This is a genomic window from Chryseobacterium sp. POE27, from assembly GCF_039727685.1.
GTDB lineage: Bacteria > Bacteroidota > Bacteroidia > Flavobacteriales > Weeksellaceae > Chryseobacterium.
Window position 1 is genome coordinate 527,632 of sequence record NZ_CP152475.1, and the last position, 20,218, is coordinate 547,849.

The following is a 20,218-nucleotide window of genomic DNA, read 5'->3' on the forward strand; positions in this document are numbered from 1 at the left end:
GAGGTCTCAGGGCTTCTCTTAATTTACCAAATTCACTTTTTACTTTACTTTTTATTTAATCAATTTCTCACTGTTTTATAATCTTTTTTTACTGAAGTTTTTCCGTTGTCAAAGGTTGCTCTAAGGAAATAAACACCTTTAGGAACATCAGAAATATCAACCTTCTGATCTGTAATTTTTGTATTCATGATCTGTCCTGAAACACTTATTACTTCAGCAGATTTTATTTTTTTATTATTTTTAATAATAATTATTCCCTTTGTAGGGTTTGGATATACCATGAATGAATCATCTTTTTTAACATCATTTACGGCTAAAGCATTCAAAGAAACTCTTTTTACAATGGTTCCGTCTTGAGAATAGGCAACCACAAGATAATTGTTAACAGGATCTACAGCGATATCGTTAAACGCACATATTGCCGATGAAATAAAATCACCTCCCAACTTTTCCCAGTTTTGTGTAGATGCATTTAATGTATACACAAAGTTTCTTCCATGATTAGAAGAAGAACTGTCCCAGATCGCTGCCATTACATACGGAGTTCCGTTTGGCGAAACGGCAATGGCCGTATTGTTGACCACAGTATCGGAGAAATTGGCATTACCGACCTGCACCCATGATGTTCCGTCAAATTTTTTCACATTTAATTTTCTTCCTTCCGCTGTACTTGAAACATACGATACAAAAGGAGTATTGTTATATAAAGCAATATCCGAATAAGAATTGTCCGAACTGTAAGTGCTTCCTACAGGAGTTCCTCCTACTAACGTCCATTAATCTGTAGATGAAGCATTTACACTGATTCTATAGACACTCACAGAACCGCTTGCAACCTGACAGGTATAGACATAATTATCTGAACTTACCTTCATCTCTGCAAATGTTGCTCCACCTGCAAAACCAGCATTTCCCAGCTGTTCCCAAGCTCCGTTATTATATCTTCTCACTGTTCCGGCTCCGTCTGATCCATATGCAAAAAGTGTATTATTTGATGAAGCTGCTAGGGCTTGATAATTTACAATAGAAGTTGTGGCGGGGGTAAGATCACTCCATGATCCTGCACTGAATTTCCTTACTGCCATTCCCGTTATAGGCGAAAATGACTGATTGCTATAATAGATGTTACCTTGTGTATCCGTAGCCAAGGCATTAAAAGTGGCTGTCCCTTGTGTTATTCCCGGAGAACCTCCCAGATAAGACCATGATGTACCGTCAAACTTTTGTACAGACCCCTGCGCTACTGATACATCGTAATAGGATACGTAATAGTTCCCTGAGGCATCAATTATTAAATTGTTATAACTAGAATTTCCAGCTGAAATAACTGCAGAAGGACCTATATTATCCCACGACTGACCATTCGCAAAAAAAAGTGACTCCCAGCCCTAATAGAACTACAGCCTTTTTGAATTTAAAAGAAGAGTTTTTTACCATAATAATAATGTTTAATAAGCGTGAATTTTTAGATTTTTAGTTTTAATATAATGTGAATTATATGGTTGTATTTCTTCAGGAATATTGTATAGCAAATGTATATATCAATTTAAACTATTCCTATTTTTATTGATGATTTAATAATAAATAGGATACTCATTTGGTACTTAATGATGATATAGGATGTTATTTTTGATGTTTTAATAAAATTAAATATTGTAAAATCTTTGAAAACTTTATATTTATCCCTAATTATTCGATTCAATAAAACTATTTTAACAATCTCAAAATCCATTGGGTAGAAATGGTTGGTTTTACTTCCGATAATAAAGAAAATATCGAACTGACTTTTTGAATAATATCAATTTTTGAAGATCTGGATATTATAATTATGTAAAAATTTCCTCAAGATGTTTTATCTGACATGAAATTTAAAATTGCGAATAAGCTAACAGTAATGTTTTATAAATACGAAATATGGTATTGTATTTATTTACTATATAAAATTGGCTATCACTTTTATTTTATATTTGAAAAATTAATTTTTAACTTATTGATTTACTGATTTTTGTTTGTCTAAATGTGTTAAAAAATATTTTCAGGATCAAAAAATATTTTTACATTTGTTTAATGACCTTTTACACTTAAAATGGTTTAATATTATACAAATGATGAAAATATGAAAAACGAAGATCAAGACTTTAAAGCAGTCTTTGGCACTTCACGTACCTTTACAGACTGGCTCCAGGATCCTACAAACCCCTTGGTTTATTGTCTGCTCACATTGGATGGGAAAGATTTTCTTTCAAAAAACAGCTACACTGTAGAACTTCACCAGAAAACAGCCGACCATGATTACTTCACCATTACCGTTCCGGATGACGCTATAGATAGCTTTGAAGGCTATGTGATGGAAAACTCTAAAAATCTTTTAGGTAAAAATCTTACTATTAATTATTGGCGTTTCGGGAAACTCAGGCAAACATTTTCCGGAGTTATCGGCGGTATCCGAAACAAAAAAGACGAAGGCGGAGGATACGGAATATTGTACATTACAGGTTATGCTCCGAGTATTTTACTGGAAAGTGGTAAAAACTGTCAAAGCTTTGAAGAGAAAACGCTGGAAGATATCATAAGGGAAATCACCGAAAATTATCCTCAGGAAGCCAGAGTAAAAACAGATTTTCCTAATACCAAGCACGCTTTAGCTTATACTGTACAGTATAAAGAATCTGACTATCAGTTCATCAGGAGACTGGCTATACGCCATGGAGAATTTTTCTATTACAATGGAGAAAATCTCATTTTCGGAACAACAACCCAGCTACTCATAAACCTTGAAGAAAATATCGATTTGATTGATGTGGAATTTGATCTGAAAATGCAGGCTCAGAATTTTAGTTTTACCAGCTATGATGCCATAGCCGGATCAAAAACAGAAAAATACAGCACCATACTGAAATCCGAATTTAAGGAAAACCTTTTCCAATCGATTGGTGTTAACCGTTCAGAGAAAATCTTTTCAAATAGCCCGAAGATGCACTTTAATCATACAGGAATCAGCAGTGATTCTGAAAGTGAACTGGAAGAAGCTGTACGTCTGGAAAAGGAACGCCGGGAAAACCTGGTGAATATAAAAGGAAAAAGTAAAGACCCAGATCTGAAGATAGGCGGAAGAGTCAGACTCTTAGACATTAATGGCAAAGCAATGGAAACATACAGGATTATTGAGATCAGACACATCCATGCAGGCGGTGATGATTATTATAACGAATTTATGGGGATTCCGGATTTATTTAATGCTGCTCATTATATTGATACAGAAGCAGTACCAAAAGGCGAGGAGCAGCCCGCGAGAGTGATAGAAAACAATGATCCTCAGGGAATGGGAAGAGTGAGAGTACAGTTTCCATGGCAACAGGATAAGGGAGAGAAAACGCCGTTTATAAGGATGATACAGCCGTATTCCGGGGTGGGGAAAGGTTTCTATTTTATCCCTGAAATCGGTGAAGAAGTTTTGGTTGGCTTTGAAGGAGGAAATGCAGAAAAACCTTTTGTAATGGGAACGCACTACAATGGAGCTGAGACAAGCTCTTATCATACTTCAGGCAATGATAAAAAAGTCATTCATACCCGGAGCGGAACTAAAATTATATTAAATGATGCAGAAGGAAGCGTTTTTATAGAAGATCCGAGCGGAAACACGTATCTGATGGATGGACAAGGGAATATTAATTTGAATGCAACAAATGATATGAATTTTACGGTAGGGAAAAACTTAACTATTAATGTTGGGCAGAATATGACGACGAGTGTAGGGCAAAACCAAAATAATACAGTAGGAATGAATATTATGGAAATGGCGGGAATGAATATTTTCCAGAATGCAACATTAGATTTTAGCCTTAATGCAACCAATATTACCAAAATAGCAAGTGAAACCTATAGCTATGAAGCTAATGATATTCACAAAAACGCAATGGAGAATATCGATGTTGCGGCAGGTAAGGATTATATACAGAACAGTGAAAAAATGGTACATAACCTTGCCGGAGAAAAGGTAAATAACACATAACTCCAAACTTATGGGTGAACAAAAAAAAGGACAAATTTTGATTATTGCCAAGAATATTCGAGGAACAGCATCCGGTGTAATTTTGGAAGAAGGAAAGTTTACGAGAAATATTGCCGGTGGAAAATTTTATCAATGGGGTAAAACTGATGGGGTAAATAATGATGTAAATAAACCTAGAAAAGAGGCTTTAAAAGTTATTAAAGTAGAGGGTCCTTTTGATGAAAATGAGAAACTCGTTGATTCTATTGCGAAGGAAAAATGGTACACTTACAAGGCAAAATTTAATAGAACTCCGGAAAAGGACGAATTAAAAACCTTGAAATGGGCTTGCGAATACAATGAAAGTGGTAAAAAAAATCTATTATTTGATGTTTCAAATAAAGAAAAAATTGAAATTACACATAAAGTTTTGCGATATAATAATAATTTGAGGCTTAGAATTTTTGCATTTTTCCAAACTCCACTTACAAATACTAAAGCAGAAATTATTCAGGGAGAGGTTTTACTTGTAGTAGGAACTGAACAACACTCTCAAACGTATGGTAACAAACTAATGTTTCCTGCGCAGGCTGTACGAGAATTAAGAGAAAATTACAAAAATCATCAGTATGCAAATATTGTTATTTTTAAGGATGCGTTCACAAATATGCAATTAAGCATCATTAAAAGAGATGCAAAAAAATGGAATATAAATTTATATATGAAACAAATTAATTCAGTTACTGAATTAATAAACTATATTAATAAAGGAGACGGAAATGTAAGTAGAAGTAAAATCAAAATTTCTACAATTAAATTTTTTTCACATGGTTTACCGAGTGTTTTAGATTTTGGTTTAGATGGAGATCATGAAGAGAATCAACGGTTTAAAATAGAACATGTCGCTAGACTAAAAAAAGAATCTTTCACAAGTAATCCAGAGATATATTCTTATGCATGTAGAACTGGAAATAGCGATGGGAGAACAGTAACGTTAAATCCATCTTATAAATATGATTCTGAATCAATTAAACTAGTAAAGCCTGAAGAAAGCCTCGCTCAAAAATTAAGTCAAAATTTAGATGCAAAAGTTTTTGCTTATTTAAGAAGGAGTAATTATATGTCAACTTGGCTTGATGGAGGTAAAGAAGAGTATAAATCTAAATATATTACAATCGAAGATGAAAATGTTAGCAATCCTTTTAATCCTAAAGACTGGTTTCGTAAGGGCTGGGATGAAGCTCTTTGGAATCCCGATGGGGCTTTTTTGCCACCAAAATCAGGAGACTCTCCGGCTGGATTATTACAAAGTGGATTATTTATATTTGAAAAGGATAAAACCCCAAGACTAAAATAGTAAGATATGAAATATTCTAAAAAGGTACTATTTTTTCTTTTAATATTAGGATTATCCTACCTTACAACATATTTTTCAATGTATGAATATTCAAAAGAGAGCTCATCTTCTTGTTTTGATTGTTCATATCAAAGAGATGTTTTCATTTTTTCACTTTTTTCATCTATAGCACTTATGATTATTTTCATATTACTAAAAAGGTTTCTAAAAAAAGAAATGGTAATTTTCTTTTTTATAGTAATTTATTTAGTAATAATTTTTTTTAATAATTACAATATTTTTATTGATAGAGTTTCTTCATGGAGTAGTTTTTCATTAAAGGGTGAACTTATTGGAGTTTTCTCCAATTCCTATTTGTATCTAATTGTTGGCTCATCAGTAGTATTAGTTTTTACAAAATTTCTTAAAGTTTAAAGTTATTAAAAAGGCTTCCAATTCATCACCGAAATCAGCCAGGAAGTATTGGTTGGTTTTGAAGGTGGAAATGCAGAAAAACCTTTTGTAATGGGAGCGCAATATAATGGAGCTGAGACAAGCTCTTATCATACTTCGGGCAATGATAAAAAAGTCATTCATACCCGGAGCGGAACTAAAATTATATTAAATGACGCAGAAGGTTCTGTATTTATTGAAGATCCCAGTGGAAATACGTATCTGATGGATGGACGGGGAAATATTAATTTAAATGCACCGAAGGATATGACTTTTTCGGCGGGAGAAAATATTACTATAACAGCAGGAATAAATATTACGTCTAATGCAGGAATGAATATTTCTGAAACAGTAGGTGCAAGTCATAGTAGTTTTGCAGGTGGAATGATGATTCAAAATGCGGTTGCAGATTATTCTTTAATGGCAGCAAATATTACGGAAGTCGCACAAGGTGAAAGAAAGTCTAGGGCCAAAAATATAAATGAAAATGCGCAAAACAGATCTATTTATTCTCAGGAGAATACGACATACAAAGACCATCAGGATTATTATCAGAGCTTAAAAAGTTTATTAGTTCTTCCAAACAGCATTTTAGCCAATCTGCTAAACAAGTTATCCTAAAACCTGAAAGTAAAAATTTCCCTTAAATATGAAAAAAATAATTTATATGTCAATATTTTCAACAATATTCACTCTATTTGGATGCAAAAGCAAAGAAGAAAAGTTTTTGCAAGAAAATAAAATTATTTATTATGACTCTAAAGAATTTGAAGACTTTGAAAAAAAAGCTAATATAAGTATAGTCGAAGCCTGGAGAATTCAAAAAGAATATTCAAAAGAAAAACACCAAAATCCAGAAAATTGGCTTTTTTTTATTATTAATGATTATTATGTTTTTAATTCGGCATTAACGCCTAAAGAGGCTAAAGCTTTTGTAGGGGGTGTTTGGGTAGATTCAAAAACAGGAGAGGCAAGATTTAAAAAAATCAAAGATAAGATTAAGATATAAAAATGTATATAATAGAGATGGGTATAGATTCCTTTTTAAATAATAAAGGACAAATTAACAGAATTCAAAGATCAAATCTTAACGGAAGGATATTACCGTTTTCAACGAGCATTGGAATTTATTGAAAGAGAATATACATCTAAATATGATATGGAATATTACTCCAATTGGATAAACAAAAATATTTAATAAATGAAAATTAAATTTCTTATGGGAGGCTTTGATATGTGCTACCCTTGGTTCGAACGAAAGAAGAATTATTTAGTTCAACAGTTATAAATACTTATAATTTATATAAAAAACAAGAACTTAATCTTGTTATCACAAATGCAAATTTCTATGATTTATCAAATGCTGGAATGATTGATGCTTTTAATGGACATGATCCTGTCCCGGCGTCAGAAACAACTCATATATTTTATATTTCAATATTGGTTTTATTTATAGTGTCTTTAATATACTCGTATCTTATTGTATTTAATAATTTTACAGCAGATTCATTTGATTAGAAAACCTTTTGTAATGGGGAACGCATTATAACGGGAATGAAACGAGTTCTCATTATACTTCAGGAAATGACAAAAAAGCAATTCACACCAGAAGTGGAACGAAGATTATTTTAATTTAAACAACTCAGAAGAGTAAAGAATGACTTTTTCATGTAGAATTAGTTATACAGTATCAATCCAGTTATAGATATCAACCGATTGAGGAATTTCAAGCTTTTTTCTGAGTCTGTATTTTTTATTCTGTACGGTTCGTGTCTCGATGAAAGTATATTTAGCAATCTCTTTGGTAGTCAGTTTTAGTTTCAGCAGGGCACAGAATTCTATTTCAGATTGCTGAAGATCGGGATTAAGTTTTAATAATTTACCGGAAAAATCTGGAAAAGCATTTTCAAAGGCAAACATAAAAGCAGGATCATTATTCTGTACAAGGATGATAAGGTTGTTAAACAATTCGTGTAGATTCTGGTTGTTTTCAACCGTTTTTTTCTTTTTTAATTTTAAATAAAAAAATACAGATCCTGAAAGAACCATAAGGATGGAAAGTCCCCAGATGAAAAAATTGCGGGTTAGTTTTTTGTCCTGTTCCTGCTCATCTTTACTGATAACTTCCTGAAGAGAATTGTATTTACTCTGAAGCATCTGAAGATCATTCTGTTTTATTTTATTTTCATAATAATCTGCGCTGTCTTTTCTTCCTGTTAAGGTATAAATTTTCTGAAGGGACTTATAAGTATCATTTATATTGAGCTCTATTCCTGTTCGCTGAGCAACTTTAAGTGCTTTGTGAAAATTTTTCACCGATTCTTCATAATTCTTTTTTTTCATGTAATATTTTCCGAAAACCGTAAAGTTGGTAATCATTGACTTGTCATCAGAGATCGCAGAAGGTCTTATTTCAACAGATTTTTTAGCAAAGAAAAAGGCAGAATCAAGATCATATTGAGAATAAATACTTGAAATATTGGAATAATTAACATATTGAAATCTTGCGAATTCATTTTTATCCTGTATTGCATTTCCACTTTTTATCTCTTCCCGAATTTTCTTTGCAGCATTTCTAGGCTCATCTTTATCCAGGTAAACATTTGCAAAACTGCTCAAAACATTAGCTTTTGCATAGAATATTTTCTTACTTTTTGATTGGTCTTTCTGCAGTATCGAATAGGCATTATTGAGATGAACAATTGCTTTGTCATAGAGTTTATTTACAGAATATGTTTCTGCAATATAGACGTTAGCCATGGCTTCATAATACACATTTTCATACTGTGCTGAAACTCTCTGAAGTTCTTCAGAGGAAATAATAAGGCTATCAACAAGGTTTTTATTGTAAAAATAACGGCTCTTTCGTTCCAGTAACTGCATCTCGGCCAATGAATCCCTGAGGATTCTTGATGTTTTGATTAACGGATTAAGATCGAGATAAGCTTTGTTGATATCTGTACGAAATAATTCGGAATTTACTTTTAATTTATTTTTAAATTCTTCACGAGTTTTCTGAGACTGAGAATAACCCAGCGAATAGAAAAAAAGGATTAACAAAAAAAATAGCCGCATATTTTTCATCATTACATCAAGTACAATTACGAATTCTCTGTAAATTTAATAATAATATTAATATTCTGCTGATAATTTATGGTATGAGATGCAGAACTAAAAGAAATACGAAATAGTATTTACCAATACTTAAATATCAATTTCTTACACCGCCAAATCACATTAAATAATAAATAATATATTTGTATAGAATTAATATAAGGCACTGAAAATATTTTTATGGATGACATCAGGATGATTGTAACGGATATGGATGGAACTTTTCTGAACTCAGAACACCAGGTGAGTCCTGATTTTCCGGAAGTATATGAAGAACTAAAAAAGAGAAATATTTTATTTGTACCGGCAAGTGGAAGACAGATGCTCGGAATAACGAAATATTTTGGTGATATTGAAAGCGAAATGGCCTTTATTGCTGAAAATGGCGGATACGTTATTTATAAAAACAAAGAGCTTTTTGCAGATAGGATGGAAAAGCAATATATTGCCGAAATTATCAGATCTATTCGCAATATTTCCGGGGCGACTGCTGTTTTATCGGGAAAGAAAAAGGCTTATGTGGAAACAGATAATCAAGATTTTATCACCTATATATCACAGTTTTACACAGATAATCAGGTCGTCGGTGATTTGACGTCAGAAAATGACGACAGTATTTTTAAAATTGCAGTTTATCATCCCGAAGGTTCTGAATTAAACGTTTATCCTTTTCTAAAAGACTTTGAAAAGTACAATCTTGAAGTTGTCGTTTCAGGGAAATATTGGCTTGATATCATGAACAAAAATATCAATAAGGGAAATGCATTGGAAAAACTTCAGAATGCACTGGATATTACTCCGCAGCAGACAATGGCCTTTGGTGATTATATGAATGATATAGAAATGCTGAAAAATTCCAAATATTCTTACGCAATGAAAAATGCGCACCCTTCGGTAAAACAGGCGGCCAGCTTTGAAGCATGCTCTAATGATAATTTTGGCGTTTTAAAAATCATAAAAGATTATTTAAATATCAATTAAAATTAAATCGTAAAAAAAGATGCTGCTTCAATGAAGCAGCATCTTTCTGATTGGAAAATATATTATAATTAAGATTCGGTGCCTACTAATCCGTAGTTCATTGTTGCCGGCTCTTTTCCGAAAAGGCAAGAAAAAAATATTCTGAAACTCATGAATATACTTGCATCTTATTGAATTTCCGTAGATTTTCAATCCGTCTACAATTTTCCTGGAACTAAGATCGATGTCATATTTTATAAAGGCTTCCGGTCTTTCATATCTGATACGCTGATCAGAAATATATGTTCTTAAAAAACCGAACTTTTCCAGCCATTCTTCAGTAATCTGAATCGGCTTGATAGAATTGGCCGGAACAGAAAAACTGTGAATCTCATTTTCAATTTTCACAAAATAATCTTTTTCATTATTATCCTGAAATATCTCAGTGATATTATAAATCTGATTTTTGTATTCTACTAGATTTTTAATTTTTAGATCTGCAACGTTCATGATATTTTGTGTGTTTGAGTTATTATTCAAATTAAGTGAATGTGTTGTGTATATACTTTTACAAATACTATGCCTTATGTTTTGAATAATATTTTAAACAGATGTTAAATTTTAGATATAATAAATTATAAAACACCTTTATATAGTCCTAAGCAAAGGATATTCATCATATTTAAACAGGAAAACAATAGTTGAAAAACATGGTATCATTGTGGTATCTGTAGATTTTAATTTATCTATTTAAAGTGATTTAAAAGGTATGCGGCGATGAGATATTAATTATTAATCCCAGTTTCGGGTCGTTATTTAATTTTATTTTCTTAAAATTAATGATAAGGAATTCCTTTAAATCATATCAGCAACATATTACTGATTCATTAAAAATACCAATACTTTCTGCAGGTATTCGTCTTCTTTTACAACCTTATTGTAAGACTGCCTCGCATAAACAGGGGAGAGTTCGTAATTTTCAGGGTTTGAATTAATATCTTCATTTTCTATATAATTGAGATGGCGCGTATAATCTTTAATAAGCTTATTGATTGTTTTTCTTTTCATTTTACAATAGGTATTATTCTTTATCTTTTGTAAAGAGTTTAAAATGAAAGATTTATCTCCGTGAAAGTTTATGATATTTTTCGTAAAGGAAAGGTTGTGGCTATCCTGTAATACAGAATGTTCATCTTCAAAAATCATGATCGTTAAAATTGTTAAAGAGTTAAAAATAATTTAAAAACACTTAAGTATATGACATTAAAGAATCACATTGACGGGAATCGGAAAAGACTTTCTAAGTACCTTGATTAGGCAGTCTTTTGGTGTGATAAAATGGGTTGGCATCATATTAATTTAATGTTGGTGTGTGAATGGAAAATATAATCTGTATTTAAAATTCTTTATTCAAATATCTAACCAAAAGTATATTCTCTTTTTAAATATATTAAATTTTGTAATAAAATTATTAAAATTTGCAATAAAGTTCACGAAATAATAAAAATGTGGTATCTTTTTAATATTAAAAAAGATAATGAACAAACAAAAAACCTCTCTGATCAGGAGAGGTTGAATAAAATTGACTATGTATTGAGTTTTAATTCAATCTATTTATTGTTTTCCAGCCATTTCAGACGGCGTTCATCGGGCAAATGCTTTACTGTAAAATTTTCAAAAGCAGCATTAAATCCTTCTCCGTCAGGGCAGGCTGCCATAAGGCCTACCATTACAGGAGAATTATCCTGAAGATAGGCATTACGCATCATGATATAGTTTTTATCGTCAAAAGAATAGAATATTTCTACAGCATCAAGTCTTCTTACCGCTTTTATCCAGACATTTGAAGGTATTTTATCCAGTGCTATCACACTCCAGTCACTGGTTGTGTGGGTCACGACAGTGCTGAGATTGTATTTTCCGTCTACAAATTCAATTCCGGCTTTGATATAGTTTTCCTTATCTATTCTCAGCATAAGTCCCATCTGATCGAATCTCGTTTTGTAATTTCCTTTAATTTTCACTTTCGCTTCAAATTCTCCACCATATATATTATACAGGAATGGAGCATCATCAACTGTAAAGCCATAGTGCGAGATCCTCCAGTAATCACTTTGTGGAGTGACAAACATGCTCAGCGTATTGTTTTTAATTTCCCATTTTGCAGGCTCGTTAAACCACACCATCTTTTCCAATGTCTGCGCATAGCTTTTACTGATCATACTTAATGCACATAAACTTAAAAATATTCTCTTCATTGTATTCCAGGTAAACACAGTACGTGTAATTATTGTTATTTTAGCAAAAGTATTACTAAAAGCTATTGTATCCAATACTGAAAAATAACCATTTTATGGAAATTGTAAAAACACTGAATAAAGCTTTACTTCACAAAAAACCTGAAGCTGGTAAAGTATGTCCCATGGATATTGAAGAGTTCAAAAATATGGCGAAAACCTATACCAGAACAGAAAATTCAGTAGCAGTTCTGAGTGATATGCAACATGATAAAAGCTATATTTTCAGTTCAAAAACGGCTCTAAAGTTAGGGTTGAATTTAGCTGATCATCCGGCGGTTATTGATTCAATCTGGGAAGAAGAGATCCTGAAAAAGATTCATCCGGACGACAGAATGAAAAAATACGTTCATGAACTAAGGTTTTTTAAATTCTTACAGTCTATGGATTCTGAAAAACGTTCCGAATACAGCGTTCTATCAAAAATACGAATGGATAATAAAAATGGAATCTATCAATTTGTAAGGCACAGAATGTTCTATTTTTTCTCGCCATACAATCAAAAACTAAGATTTGCTCTTTGTCTGTATGATATCGATTGGGATCAGTCAGTAGTGTCATCAAGATTTCTGATTATCAATACTGTAAAAGGAGAAATAGCTATTGAAGACAAATTGAATTACAACAAGATTCTTTCCCCTCGTGAAATGGAAGTGCTAAAATATGTAGGCGAAGGATTTACAAGCAAAGAAATCGCCGTTCTTTTATCCATAAGTATCAATACGGTTAGCCGGCACCGTCAAAATATTCTGGAAAAACTGAAAGTGAAAAATTCTGTAAGCGCATTTAATGAAGCTTTTGAAAAATTTATTTGAATAAATTTATTGACAATCATATAAATGTTTTATTGCATTGATTTCCTTACTTTTAATTTATTAATATTATTTATTCAAAAATATTGAGAATATGAAAAATATTTAAGATTTTTTAATACATAACATTCTTAATATTTCAAAAATTAATGAAAAATTACAATAATTTAATTTAAATAAATCCTATATTTGTTATATAAACAATTAACACTTATAGGATGAATATTAATTTCTCAACAGCGACTTTTAAGGATTTTGAAAATATTCCGGGATTTGATATGATGGAACGCGCGGATATTTATTACGATTTCCTTGAATATATGAAAACAAATGGCCACAGGTATAGATTGCAAAACAATACAGGATGCAGCTCTGTCATGAATGTTGGTACAGAAAATGTAACTAAGGAATTTGTGAGTTTTGTAACCAGTGATTACCTGGGATTCACCCAACATCCGAAAGTGAAGCGGGCGGCCATAGACGGAATAGAAAAATATGGTACAGGTACTGCTGCAACGCCACTAATTGGAGGATATTACTCTTATCACAATGATCTTGAGAAGAAAATATCTTCATTTTTTGGCAGAATGCAGGATGAAGTGGCTATTTTCACTACAGGATATACGGCAAACAGTGCTACATTGCAGATTTTGCTTCAGAAAGAGGATATTGCTATCGTCGATATGGCAGTACATGCAAGCGTTTATGAAGGATGTTTACTTACAAACAGGAAAACATTCCCGCACAATAACCTGGAAGCACTGGAAAATATTCTAAAAACCTCTGAAAACAGGTATCGTACAAAATTAGTTATCATTGATGGTGTATATTCTCAGGATGGAGACATTGCACCTATTGAAGAAATTTATAATTTAGCAAAAAAATATAATGCCTATCTTATGATTGATGATGTTCATGGAGTAGGTATATTGGGAAAAACAGGAAGAGGTACTATTGAAGATACAGGATTACTCAATAAAATTGATATTATTACAGGAACATTCAGCAAGACATTTGGTAATCTTGGAGGATATGTAATTGCTAATAAAACATTGGCTAATTTTATACGATTCCAGTCTCGACAGCAGATTTTCTCTGCAACAACACCTCCTTCCACAGCCACCGGTATCATAAAAGCTATTGAATTAATAGATGAGGAACCGTATTGGCGCGAAAAGCTTTGGGATAATATTAATTATTTTAAAAAAGGACTTGATGATTTAGGCTTAAATACAGGAACTACAAGTTCAGCGGTGATTCCGGTAAAAATCGGTGATCCCCATACAACAGGAGATGCAGGTAAAATGCTTCTTGAACGGGGCATATACACCAATCCTATTATTTATCCGGCGGTAGCTAGAAAAGATGCGCGTATCAGGATGAGTATGACGGCTGCACATGATCGGGAACATCTCGACAAAACACTCAATGCATTTGAGGATATCAATAAAAAGTTGCATATTGCGAAAAAATAATAACAAATGGCTAGAAAAGTTGTCCAAGGCCCTATCAGGGACAAAGAAAAAAACGAAACAGAAACTGTTGGGCGCAGTAGGGAAAATTTTAAGAACAAAAGGTTATGCAGGTCTGAAAGTAAGTAAGATAGCCGCTGTAGCCGGATTTGACAAAAAAGCTGATTTATGAATATTTCGGAAGCACCGAAAAGCTAATTGACGAATACGTAAAAACGCAGGATTACTGGAGCAGAATGAACCAGAACAATATCGAAGTTGATGTTTCTGATGGCGGAAAAGAGCTTTCAAAAGTAGCGATTCTTAATCAGTATGAATTTATTAAAAAGAATAAGGAACTTCAGAAAATTATCCTTTGGGGACTTTCGGAAAGCAAACCGATTCTTAAAAGAATTGCAGATGAGAGAGAACAGATGGGAGAGCTTTTATTCAGCAATATCGTAGACCCTCATTTTAAGGAAAAATCTACAAGGTACCGCGCTATCGCTGCGATTCTTGTATCAGGAGCATATTATCTGAATCTATATACCGCACATAATGCAAGCACATTTTGCGGGATTGATCTGAAATCTGATGAAGGGAGACACGAAATTGAAAAAGCTATTGCTGAAATCATTGATTTCGCGTACGAGGAAAAATAATGATGAGAAAAAATTTTCCTATTGACCAATAAGTTTTTGTGGATAAATTGAAATCTAAAATTTTCAGATTACAACTATATTTCTTACTTTTGGCCAATGGAAAATTTTATCGTATCTGCACGAAAGTATCGTCCACAGCAATTTGATACTGTTGTTGGGCAATCTCATATTACGGATACTTTAGAACATGCAATTGAAGAAAATCAGCTCGCCCAGGCTTTATTGTTCTGCGGACCCAGAGGTGTCGGGAAAACTACCTGCGCAAGAATTCTTGCAAGAAAAATCAATGAAAAAGACGGCTCTGTATCAGATGACGGTTTTGCTTATAATATTTATGAGCTTGATGCAGCATCAAACAACTCAGTTGACGATATCAGAGAGCTTATCGATCAGGTGCGTTTTGCACCACAGGTAGGTAAATACAAAGTGTACATCATTGACGAGGTGCATATGCTGTCTTCCGCAGCTTTTAACGCTTTCCTTAAAACACTTGAAGAACCACCGGCTCATGCTATTTTTATTCTGGCAACAACCGAAAAGCATAAGATAATTCCTACAATTCTTTCCCGTTGCCAAATCTATGACTTTAAGCGAATCACAATCGAGGACATCCAGCAACATCTCATAAATATTGCTCAAAAAGAGAATATTCAATATGAAAATGATGCTTTGTATCTGATCGCTCAGAAAGCCGATGGTGCTTTGAGAGATGCATTATCTATTTTTGACAGGCTTTCTACTTTTTCACAGAAAAATATAACTTTAGCGAAAGCAGCTGAAGTATTGAATATCCTTGATTACGATCAGTATCTGAAAATTGTAGACCTAGCCAAAGAAAGTAAAATTCCGGAAGTTCTTTCCGCATTTAATGAAATTGTAAAGAAGGGCTTTGATCCTCATATTTTTATAGCAGGACTTGGAAATCATTTCAGAGACCTGATGATGGCGCAGAATTCATCCACTATAGATCTTATCGAAGTTGGTGAGCAAACGAAAGCTAAGTTTGTCCTGCAGGCTCAGAACTGGAATGCCCAACAGCTGATTGATGCGATTGAAATTTGTAATCATGCGGATATCAATTATAAAAATTCAAAAAATCCAAGACTTACCGTAGAAATTGCTTTGATGCAAATGTCTTCTCTTACAGCTAACGGAGGAGATATTTCTAAAAAAAAAGTTTATAATATTAGCACCGTTTCTCAGTGAAAAGCAGGAATTAAAAATTCCTGAAAAAAGCATTGAGAAGAAAGAGGTGAAAATCAGCCAGCCACAAACTGTAGATCTCAATAAACCACAGGAAGCTGAAATTAAAAAAACAACCAAACCTCTTACAAAACAGATAATATCTACAGGCTTCAGCATTAACGCATTTTTAAATAAAGAAGATAAACCTCAAGATGAGGAAGATAAAACAGCGGTAAAGACTGATCATCTCCCACAAAATCATTTTACTGAAACGGATCTTCAGGCGGAATGGAATTTATTGTTAAAGCAACTTCAGAAGAAAGATACTTTTGTTTTTAATGCAATTAAATCGTTTAAAATAATCAAATCCGGTGAAAATCAGATTACGGTTATGTTTCCGTCAGATTCTGCAAAAGTAGAATTTGACAAAGTAAGCAGGGAATTTTTTAATCACTTCAAAACGAGAGTACATAATTTTTCAATCGAAATAATTTACAAAAGAGACGTTGAAAATCTTAAGATTGAGGTGATGACAAAACGTAAGATTTTTGAAAAATTTGTGCAAAAGAACCCGCTTCTTAAAGATCTTGATGATTTGATGAGATTTGACCTTACTTAAACAAACAAATCTCTTAAACAGATTTTTAAAATCCCGAGTACCATATTTAAATAAATTTTATATATTTGCTAAATAATTGTTGAAAAAATAATTATTCAATAAAAGCAATTAATAAAGGAAAGCATACCAATCATTAACAGTGGAAAATTTATTGAAATCATATCAATCATTTTTTACACCCGCTACTTATTTTAGCGGTGATTTCTGCTTTTCTTCAGCATATTTTAGAAGTTCAGAAAGAAATTATCGATTTTATTATTGGTATTTTTAACTGAATTTCTTTCCAAAAAATAACAGGAAACCCGATTCTTCGGTCCTGATTCCATTAATTAAAATTTTAACGGCATTTTTTTTAGAAAGAATTATAAATCAGCTTTATAATGCAATTGCTATTGATATGTATTAACAAATAAGAATAAAAGAATTAAGAATAATGAATTTAAGAGAATTACAGAACGACTGGATCAATGCTTTTTCGCAGCCCATGATGATCGCCGGACCATGCAGTGCTGAAAGCGAATCTCAGATGCTGGAAACAGCCAGAAGAATTAAAGAAACCAATGCTAATGTACCAATATTCAGAGCTGGAATTTGGAAACCACGTACGAAACCAAATGGATTTGAAGGAGTAGGAGTGATCGGTTTAAACTGGTTAAAAAAGGTAAAAGAAGAATACGGATTTAAAACTGCTACTGAAGTTGCCAATGCGCATCACGTTTTCGCTGCTCTTGAAGCGGATGTTGATATTCTTTGGATCGGAGCGCGTTCTACCGTAAATCCGTTCACCGTTCAGGAAATTGCGATGGCACTGAGAGGAACTGAGAAAACCATCCTGGTAAAGAATCCCGTAAATCCTGATCTTGCATTGTGGATCGGTGCCTTAGAAAGACTTCTTGGTCAGGGAATTAAGAATCTTGGAGTTATTCACCGGGGATTTTCTACCTATCAGAAAACGAAATACAGAAATAATCCCAATTGGCAGATTGCCCTGGATTTTAAAAGCCAGTTTCCTAATATTCCGATGCTGATTGATCCTTCCCATATCTGCGGAAACAGAACAGGGCTTGCAGATATTACTCAGGAGGCATTAAATGTAGGTTACCAGGGAGCCATTATTGAAACCCATGCAAATCCTGATGAAGCCTGGAGTGATGCGGCCCAGCAGATTACACCCGAAGTTCTGGCAGAACTTATTGGCAACCTGAAAGTAAGAAGCACAGATTTGGCAGGTTTTGAAGGTGATATGGGAAGACACAGAACATTAATTTCCGATATCGATTTTCAGCTGATTGAACTGCTTTCCCAGCGAATGAAAATATCAGAGAAAATTGGGAAACTTAAAAAAGAAAATGATATTGCCATATTTCAGCCGGAACGCTGGAAGGTTATCACGGAATATGCAACTCAAAAAGCTGTAGAAACCGGTATGTCGAAGGAATTTATCGAAAAGGTTTTTAAAGCCATTCACGAAGAATCCATAGAGGTTCAGAATAATATTATGATTGACAGATAAATCATTTACAGATAATATAATTAGGGCTTAGATTTCAGGAAATAACGCAAAATATTTTAACCTGATTTCTAAGCCCTAATTTCTTATATTTGCACTAAGTTAAAATATGAAAGGAAAAATCATTAAATCTACAGGAAGTTGGTATCAGGTTTTGGAAGTGGAAACCGATAAAATCTTTGAAGCCAGAATTCGCGGTAAATTTAAATTGATCAAAACCAGACTTACCAATCCGCTTGCTGTAGGCGATTTTGTAGAATTTCAGCTGGAACAGGATGACATTGCCTGGATTACGAAAATCGAGCCTCGTAGAAATTATCTGATCAGAAAATCCGTAAACCTTTCCAAAGAAGCACATATCATTGCTTCTAATATTGATCTTGCCTGCTTCATATTCACTCTGAAACATCCGGAAACGTCTCTCGGATTTTTGGACAGATTTCTCGCATGTTGCGAAGCATATAATATCACTCCGCTGATTTTATTCAATAAAATGGATGTTCTGCATCAGGAAGAAATTGAAATTGTGAAAGATATAGAATTCCTTTACAATGAAATTGGTTATGAGACTCTTGAAATCTCATCCTATTCAGGTTTAAATTTAAATAAACTTAAGGAAATTTTAAAAGATAAAACTTCAGTATTTTTTGGACATTCCGGTTGTGGAAAATCTACTTTGGTCAATGCATTACAGCCCGGACTCAATTTAAAAACTTCAGAAATTTCCGATACTCATTTAAAAGGTAAGCATACAACAACATTTGCACAGATGTACTTCTGGGATTTCGGTGGTAATGTTATAGACACACCAGGTGTCCGTGAGTTTGCCATGATTGATATCGAAAAAGAAGAAGTACAACATTATTTCCCTGAAATTTTCAAAAAAAGAGAAGAATGTAAGTTCCACAACTGCCTTCATATTAATGAACCTAAATGTGCTGTTATTGAAAGTCTTGAGACAGGAGAAATTCAACATTCAAGATATTCTACTTATATCAAACTGATGGAGGAGGCAGAAGAAAATGCTCAGAAATAATTCATCTGTCCGTAACAATAAATTCATTTTAACATTCATTGATTTAAAACGAAGCAATAAGTATTTGATTTCGTTTAATTTGTCATTTATTTGAATCTGAAATGCAGTCAAATCCTCTGAAACACCCATCAATAAAAAAACCCAGCCGAGGCTGGGTAAAAACTAATAACCATGAAAACTCAAATTAAACATGAGAATCGGATTGAAATAAACAATTATTGTGCCAAACTTTAAATTGCCATTTCTTAACAAACGTTTTTTTAAGTTAAAATTTGTTTAAAATCGAAATAACCGATTTTTTTTGTACTTTTGCGCCATTAAAAAAATATTACATATATGTCTAACATTACATTCACCATGATCAAGCCTGACGCAGTTGCTGACGGACATATCGGTGCTATATTAGGTAAAATTGCAGAAGGAGGTTTCAAAATCAAAGCATTAAAACTTACTCAGCTTACAGTAGCTGATGCTAAAAAGTTCTATGAGGTTCATGCTGAAAGACCATTCTACGGAGAATTGGTTGAATTTATGAGTTCAGGACCAATTGTTGCGGCTGTTCTTGAAAAGGACAATGCTGTTGAAGATTTCAGAACATTAATCGGTGCTACCAATCCTGCAGAAGCAGCAGAAGGTACAATCAGAAAGATGTTTGCAAGAAGTATCGGAGAAAATGCCGTTCATGGTTCAGATTCTGATGAAAATGCTCTTATCGAAGCTAAATTTCACTTTTCAGGAAGAGAGATTTTCTAATAAGATCCACTTAAAAATACGAATCCGGAAAAGCACTGC

General features: G+C 33.1%; 20 protein-coding genes. 14 read left to right on the forward strand and 6 right to left on the reverse strand.

Translation table 11 applies throughout. The features are described from left to right. Positions 1–59 precede the first annotated feature (59 nt). The gene (locus AAHI02_RS02330) at positions 60–644 is read right to left on the reverse strand and encodes a T9SS type A sorting domain-containing protein (RefSeq protein ID WP_346985274.1); all 585 of its coding nucleotides are present in this window, start codon (positions 642–644) and stop codon (positions 60–62) included. A 132-nt stretch (positions 645–776) separates the two neighbouring features. Beyond that, positions 777–1,148, reverse strand: a complete 372-nt coding sequence (locus AAHI02_RS02335) for a hypothetical protein (protein WP_346985275.1) — start codon at positions 1,146–1,148, stop codon at positions 777–779. 968 nt (positions 1,149–2,116) lie between these two features. Between AAHI02_RS02335 and AAHI02_RS02340 the strand changes: the two genes are divergently transcribed. The 4 genes from AAHI02_RS02340 (at position 2,117) to AAHI02_RS02355 (ending at position 6,789) form a co-directional block, all read left to right on the forward strand. After that, positions 2,117–4,012 carry a phage baseplate assembly protein V gene (locus tag AAHI02_RS02340; protein WP_346985276.1) on the forward strand — a complete coding sequence of 632 codons (1,896 nt, stop codon included), beginning with the start codon at positions 2,117–2,119 and terminating at the stop codon, positions 4,010–4,012. 10 nt (positions 4,013–4,022) lie between these two features. Next, on the forward strand, positions 4,023–5,348 hold the full coding sequence (locus tag AAHI02_RS02345) for a hypothetical protein (RefSeq protein ID WP_346985277.1): 1,326 nt from the start codon (positions 4,023–4,025) through the stop codon (positions 5,346–5,348). A 462-nt stretch (positions 5,349–5,810) separates the two neighbouring features. Beyond that, positions 5,811–6,401, forward strand: a complete 591-nt coding sequence (locus AAHI02_RS02350) for a hypothetical protein (protein WP_346985278.1) — start codon at positions 5,811–5,813, stop codon at positions 6,399–6,401. 28 nt (positions 6,402–6,429) lie between these two features. Next, on the forward strand, positions 6,430–6,789 hold the full coding sequence (locus AAHI02_RS02355; protein WP_346985279.1) for a hypothetical protein: 360 nt from the start codon (positions 6,430–6,432) through the stop codon (positions 6,787–6,789). Positions 6,790–7,460: 671 nt separating this feature from the next. Here AAHI02_RS02355 and AAHI02_RS02360 read toward each other — a convergent pair. Then, positions 7,461–8,855: a hypothetical protein gene (locus tag AAHI02_RS02360; protein ID WP_346985280.1), complete on the reverse strand. Its 1,395-nt coding sequence runs from the start codon at positions 8,853–8,855 to the stop codon at positions 7,461–7,463. Between the two features lie 219 nt (positions 8,856–9,074). Between AAHI02_RS02360 and AAHI02_RS02365 the strand changes: the two genes are divergently transcribed. After that, positions 9,075–9,875 carry an HAD family hydrolase gene (locus AAHI02_RS02365; RefSeq protein ID WP_346985281.1) on the forward strand — a complete coding sequence of 267 codons (801 nt, stop codon included), beginning with the start codon at positions 9,075–9,077 and terminating at the stop codon, positions 9,873–9,875. A gap of 27 nt (positions 9,876–9,902) precedes the next feature. On the opposite strand, the gene AAHI02_RS02370 is transcribed toward AAHI02_RS02365, so the two are convergent. The 3 genes from AAHI02_RS02370 to AAHI02_RS02380 form a co-directional block, all read right to left on the reverse strand. Beyond that, on the reverse strand, positions 9,903–10,394 hold the full coding sequence (locus AAHI02_RS02370; protein ID WP_346985282.1) for a hypothetical protein: 492 nt from the start codon (positions 10,392–10,394) through the stop codon (positions 9,903–9,905). Between the two features lie 336 nt (positions 10,395–10,730). Beyond that, a complete protein-coding gene (locus AAHI02_RS02375; RefSeq protein WP_346985283.1) occupies positions 10,731–10,922 on the reverse strand; it encodes a hypothetical protein in 192 nt (63 codons plus the stop codon). A 542-nt stretch (positions 10,923–11,464) separates the two neighbouring features. Beyond that, positions 11,465–12,112, reverse strand: a complete 648-nt coding sequence (locus tag AAHI02_RS02380) for a DUF1349 domain-containing protein (protein WP_346985284.1) — start codon at positions 12,110–12,112, stop codon at positions 11,465–11,467. Between the two features lie 95 nt (positions 12,113–12,207). On the opposite strand from AAHI02_RS02380, the gene AAHI02_RS02385 reads away from it, so the two are divergent. From AAHI02_RS02385 to AAHI02_RS02425, 9 genes are all read left to right on the forward strand, one after another. Beyond that, the gene (locus AAHI02_RS02385; protein WP_346985285.1) at positions 12,208–12,966 is read left to right on the forward strand and encodes a helix-turn-helix transcriptional regulator; all 759 of its coding nucleotides are present in this window, start codon (positions 12,208–12,210) and stop codon (positions 12,964–12,966) included. A gap of 215 nt (positions 12,967–13,181) precedes the next feature. Continuing rightward, positions 13,182–14,438 carry an aminotransferase class I/II-fold pyridoxal phosphate-dependent enzyme gene (locus tag AAHI02_RS02390; RefSeq protein WP_346985286.1) on the forward strand — a complete coding sequence of 419 codons (1,257 nt, stop codon included), beginning with the start codon at positions 13,182–13,184 and terminating at the stop codon, positions 14,436–14,438. Then, positions 14,425–14,607 (forward strand): hypothetical protein, encoded by a 183-nt coding sequence (locus AAHI02_RS02395; RefSeq protein WP_346985287.1) that lies wholly within the window; start codon positions 14,425–14,427, stop codon positions 14,605–14,607. Before AAHI02_RS02390 ends, AAHI02_RS02395 begins: the two co-directional genes overlap by 14 nt. Beyond that, a complete protein-coding gene (locus AAHI02_RS02400) occupies positions 14,585–15,076 on the forward strand; it encodes a TetR/AcrR family transcriptional regulator (protein ID WP_346985288.1) in 492 nt (163 codons plus the stop codon). The genes AAHI02_RS02395 and AAHI02_RS02400 overlap by 23 nt, the downstream gene beginning before the upstream one ends. A 96-nt stretch (positions 15,077–15,172) precedes the next feature. Further along, positions 15,173–16,282 (forward strand): DNA polymerase III subunit gamma/tau, encoded by a 1,110-nt coding sequence (gene dnaX, locus AAHI02_RS02405; RefSeq protein WP_346985289.1) that lies wholly within the window; start codon positions 15,173–15,175, stop codon positions 16,280–16,282. A 46-nt stretch (positions 16,283–16,328) separates the two neighbouring features. Further along, positions 16,329–16,880, forward strand: coding sequence for a hypothetical protein (locus AAHI02_RS02410; RefSeq protein ID WP_346985290.1), 552 nt, complete (start codon positions 16,329–16,331; stop codon positions 16,878–16,880). A 433-nt stretch (positions 16,881–17,313) separates the two neighbouring features. Further along, a complete protein-coding gene (locus AAHI02_RS02415) occupies positions 17,314–18,393 on the forward strand; it encodes a chorismate mutase (protein WP_346985291.1) in 1,080 nt (359 codons plus the stop codon). 106 nt (positions 18,394–18,499) lie between these two features. Further along, positions 18,500–19,426 (forward strand): ribosome small subunit-dependent GTPase A, encoded by a 927-nt coding sequence (rsgA, locus tag AAHI02_RS02420; protein WP_346985292.1) that lies wholly within the window; start codon positions 18,500–18,502, stop codon positions 19,424–19,426. Between the two features lie 336 nt (positions 19,427–19,762). Further along, complete coding sequence (locus AAHI02_RS02425; protein WP_042721546.1) at positions 19,763–20,179, forward strand: nucleoside-diphosphate kinase; 417 nt, start codon at positions 19,763–19,765, stop codon at positions 20,177–20,179. Positions 20,180–20,218: the final 39 nt, after the last annotated feature.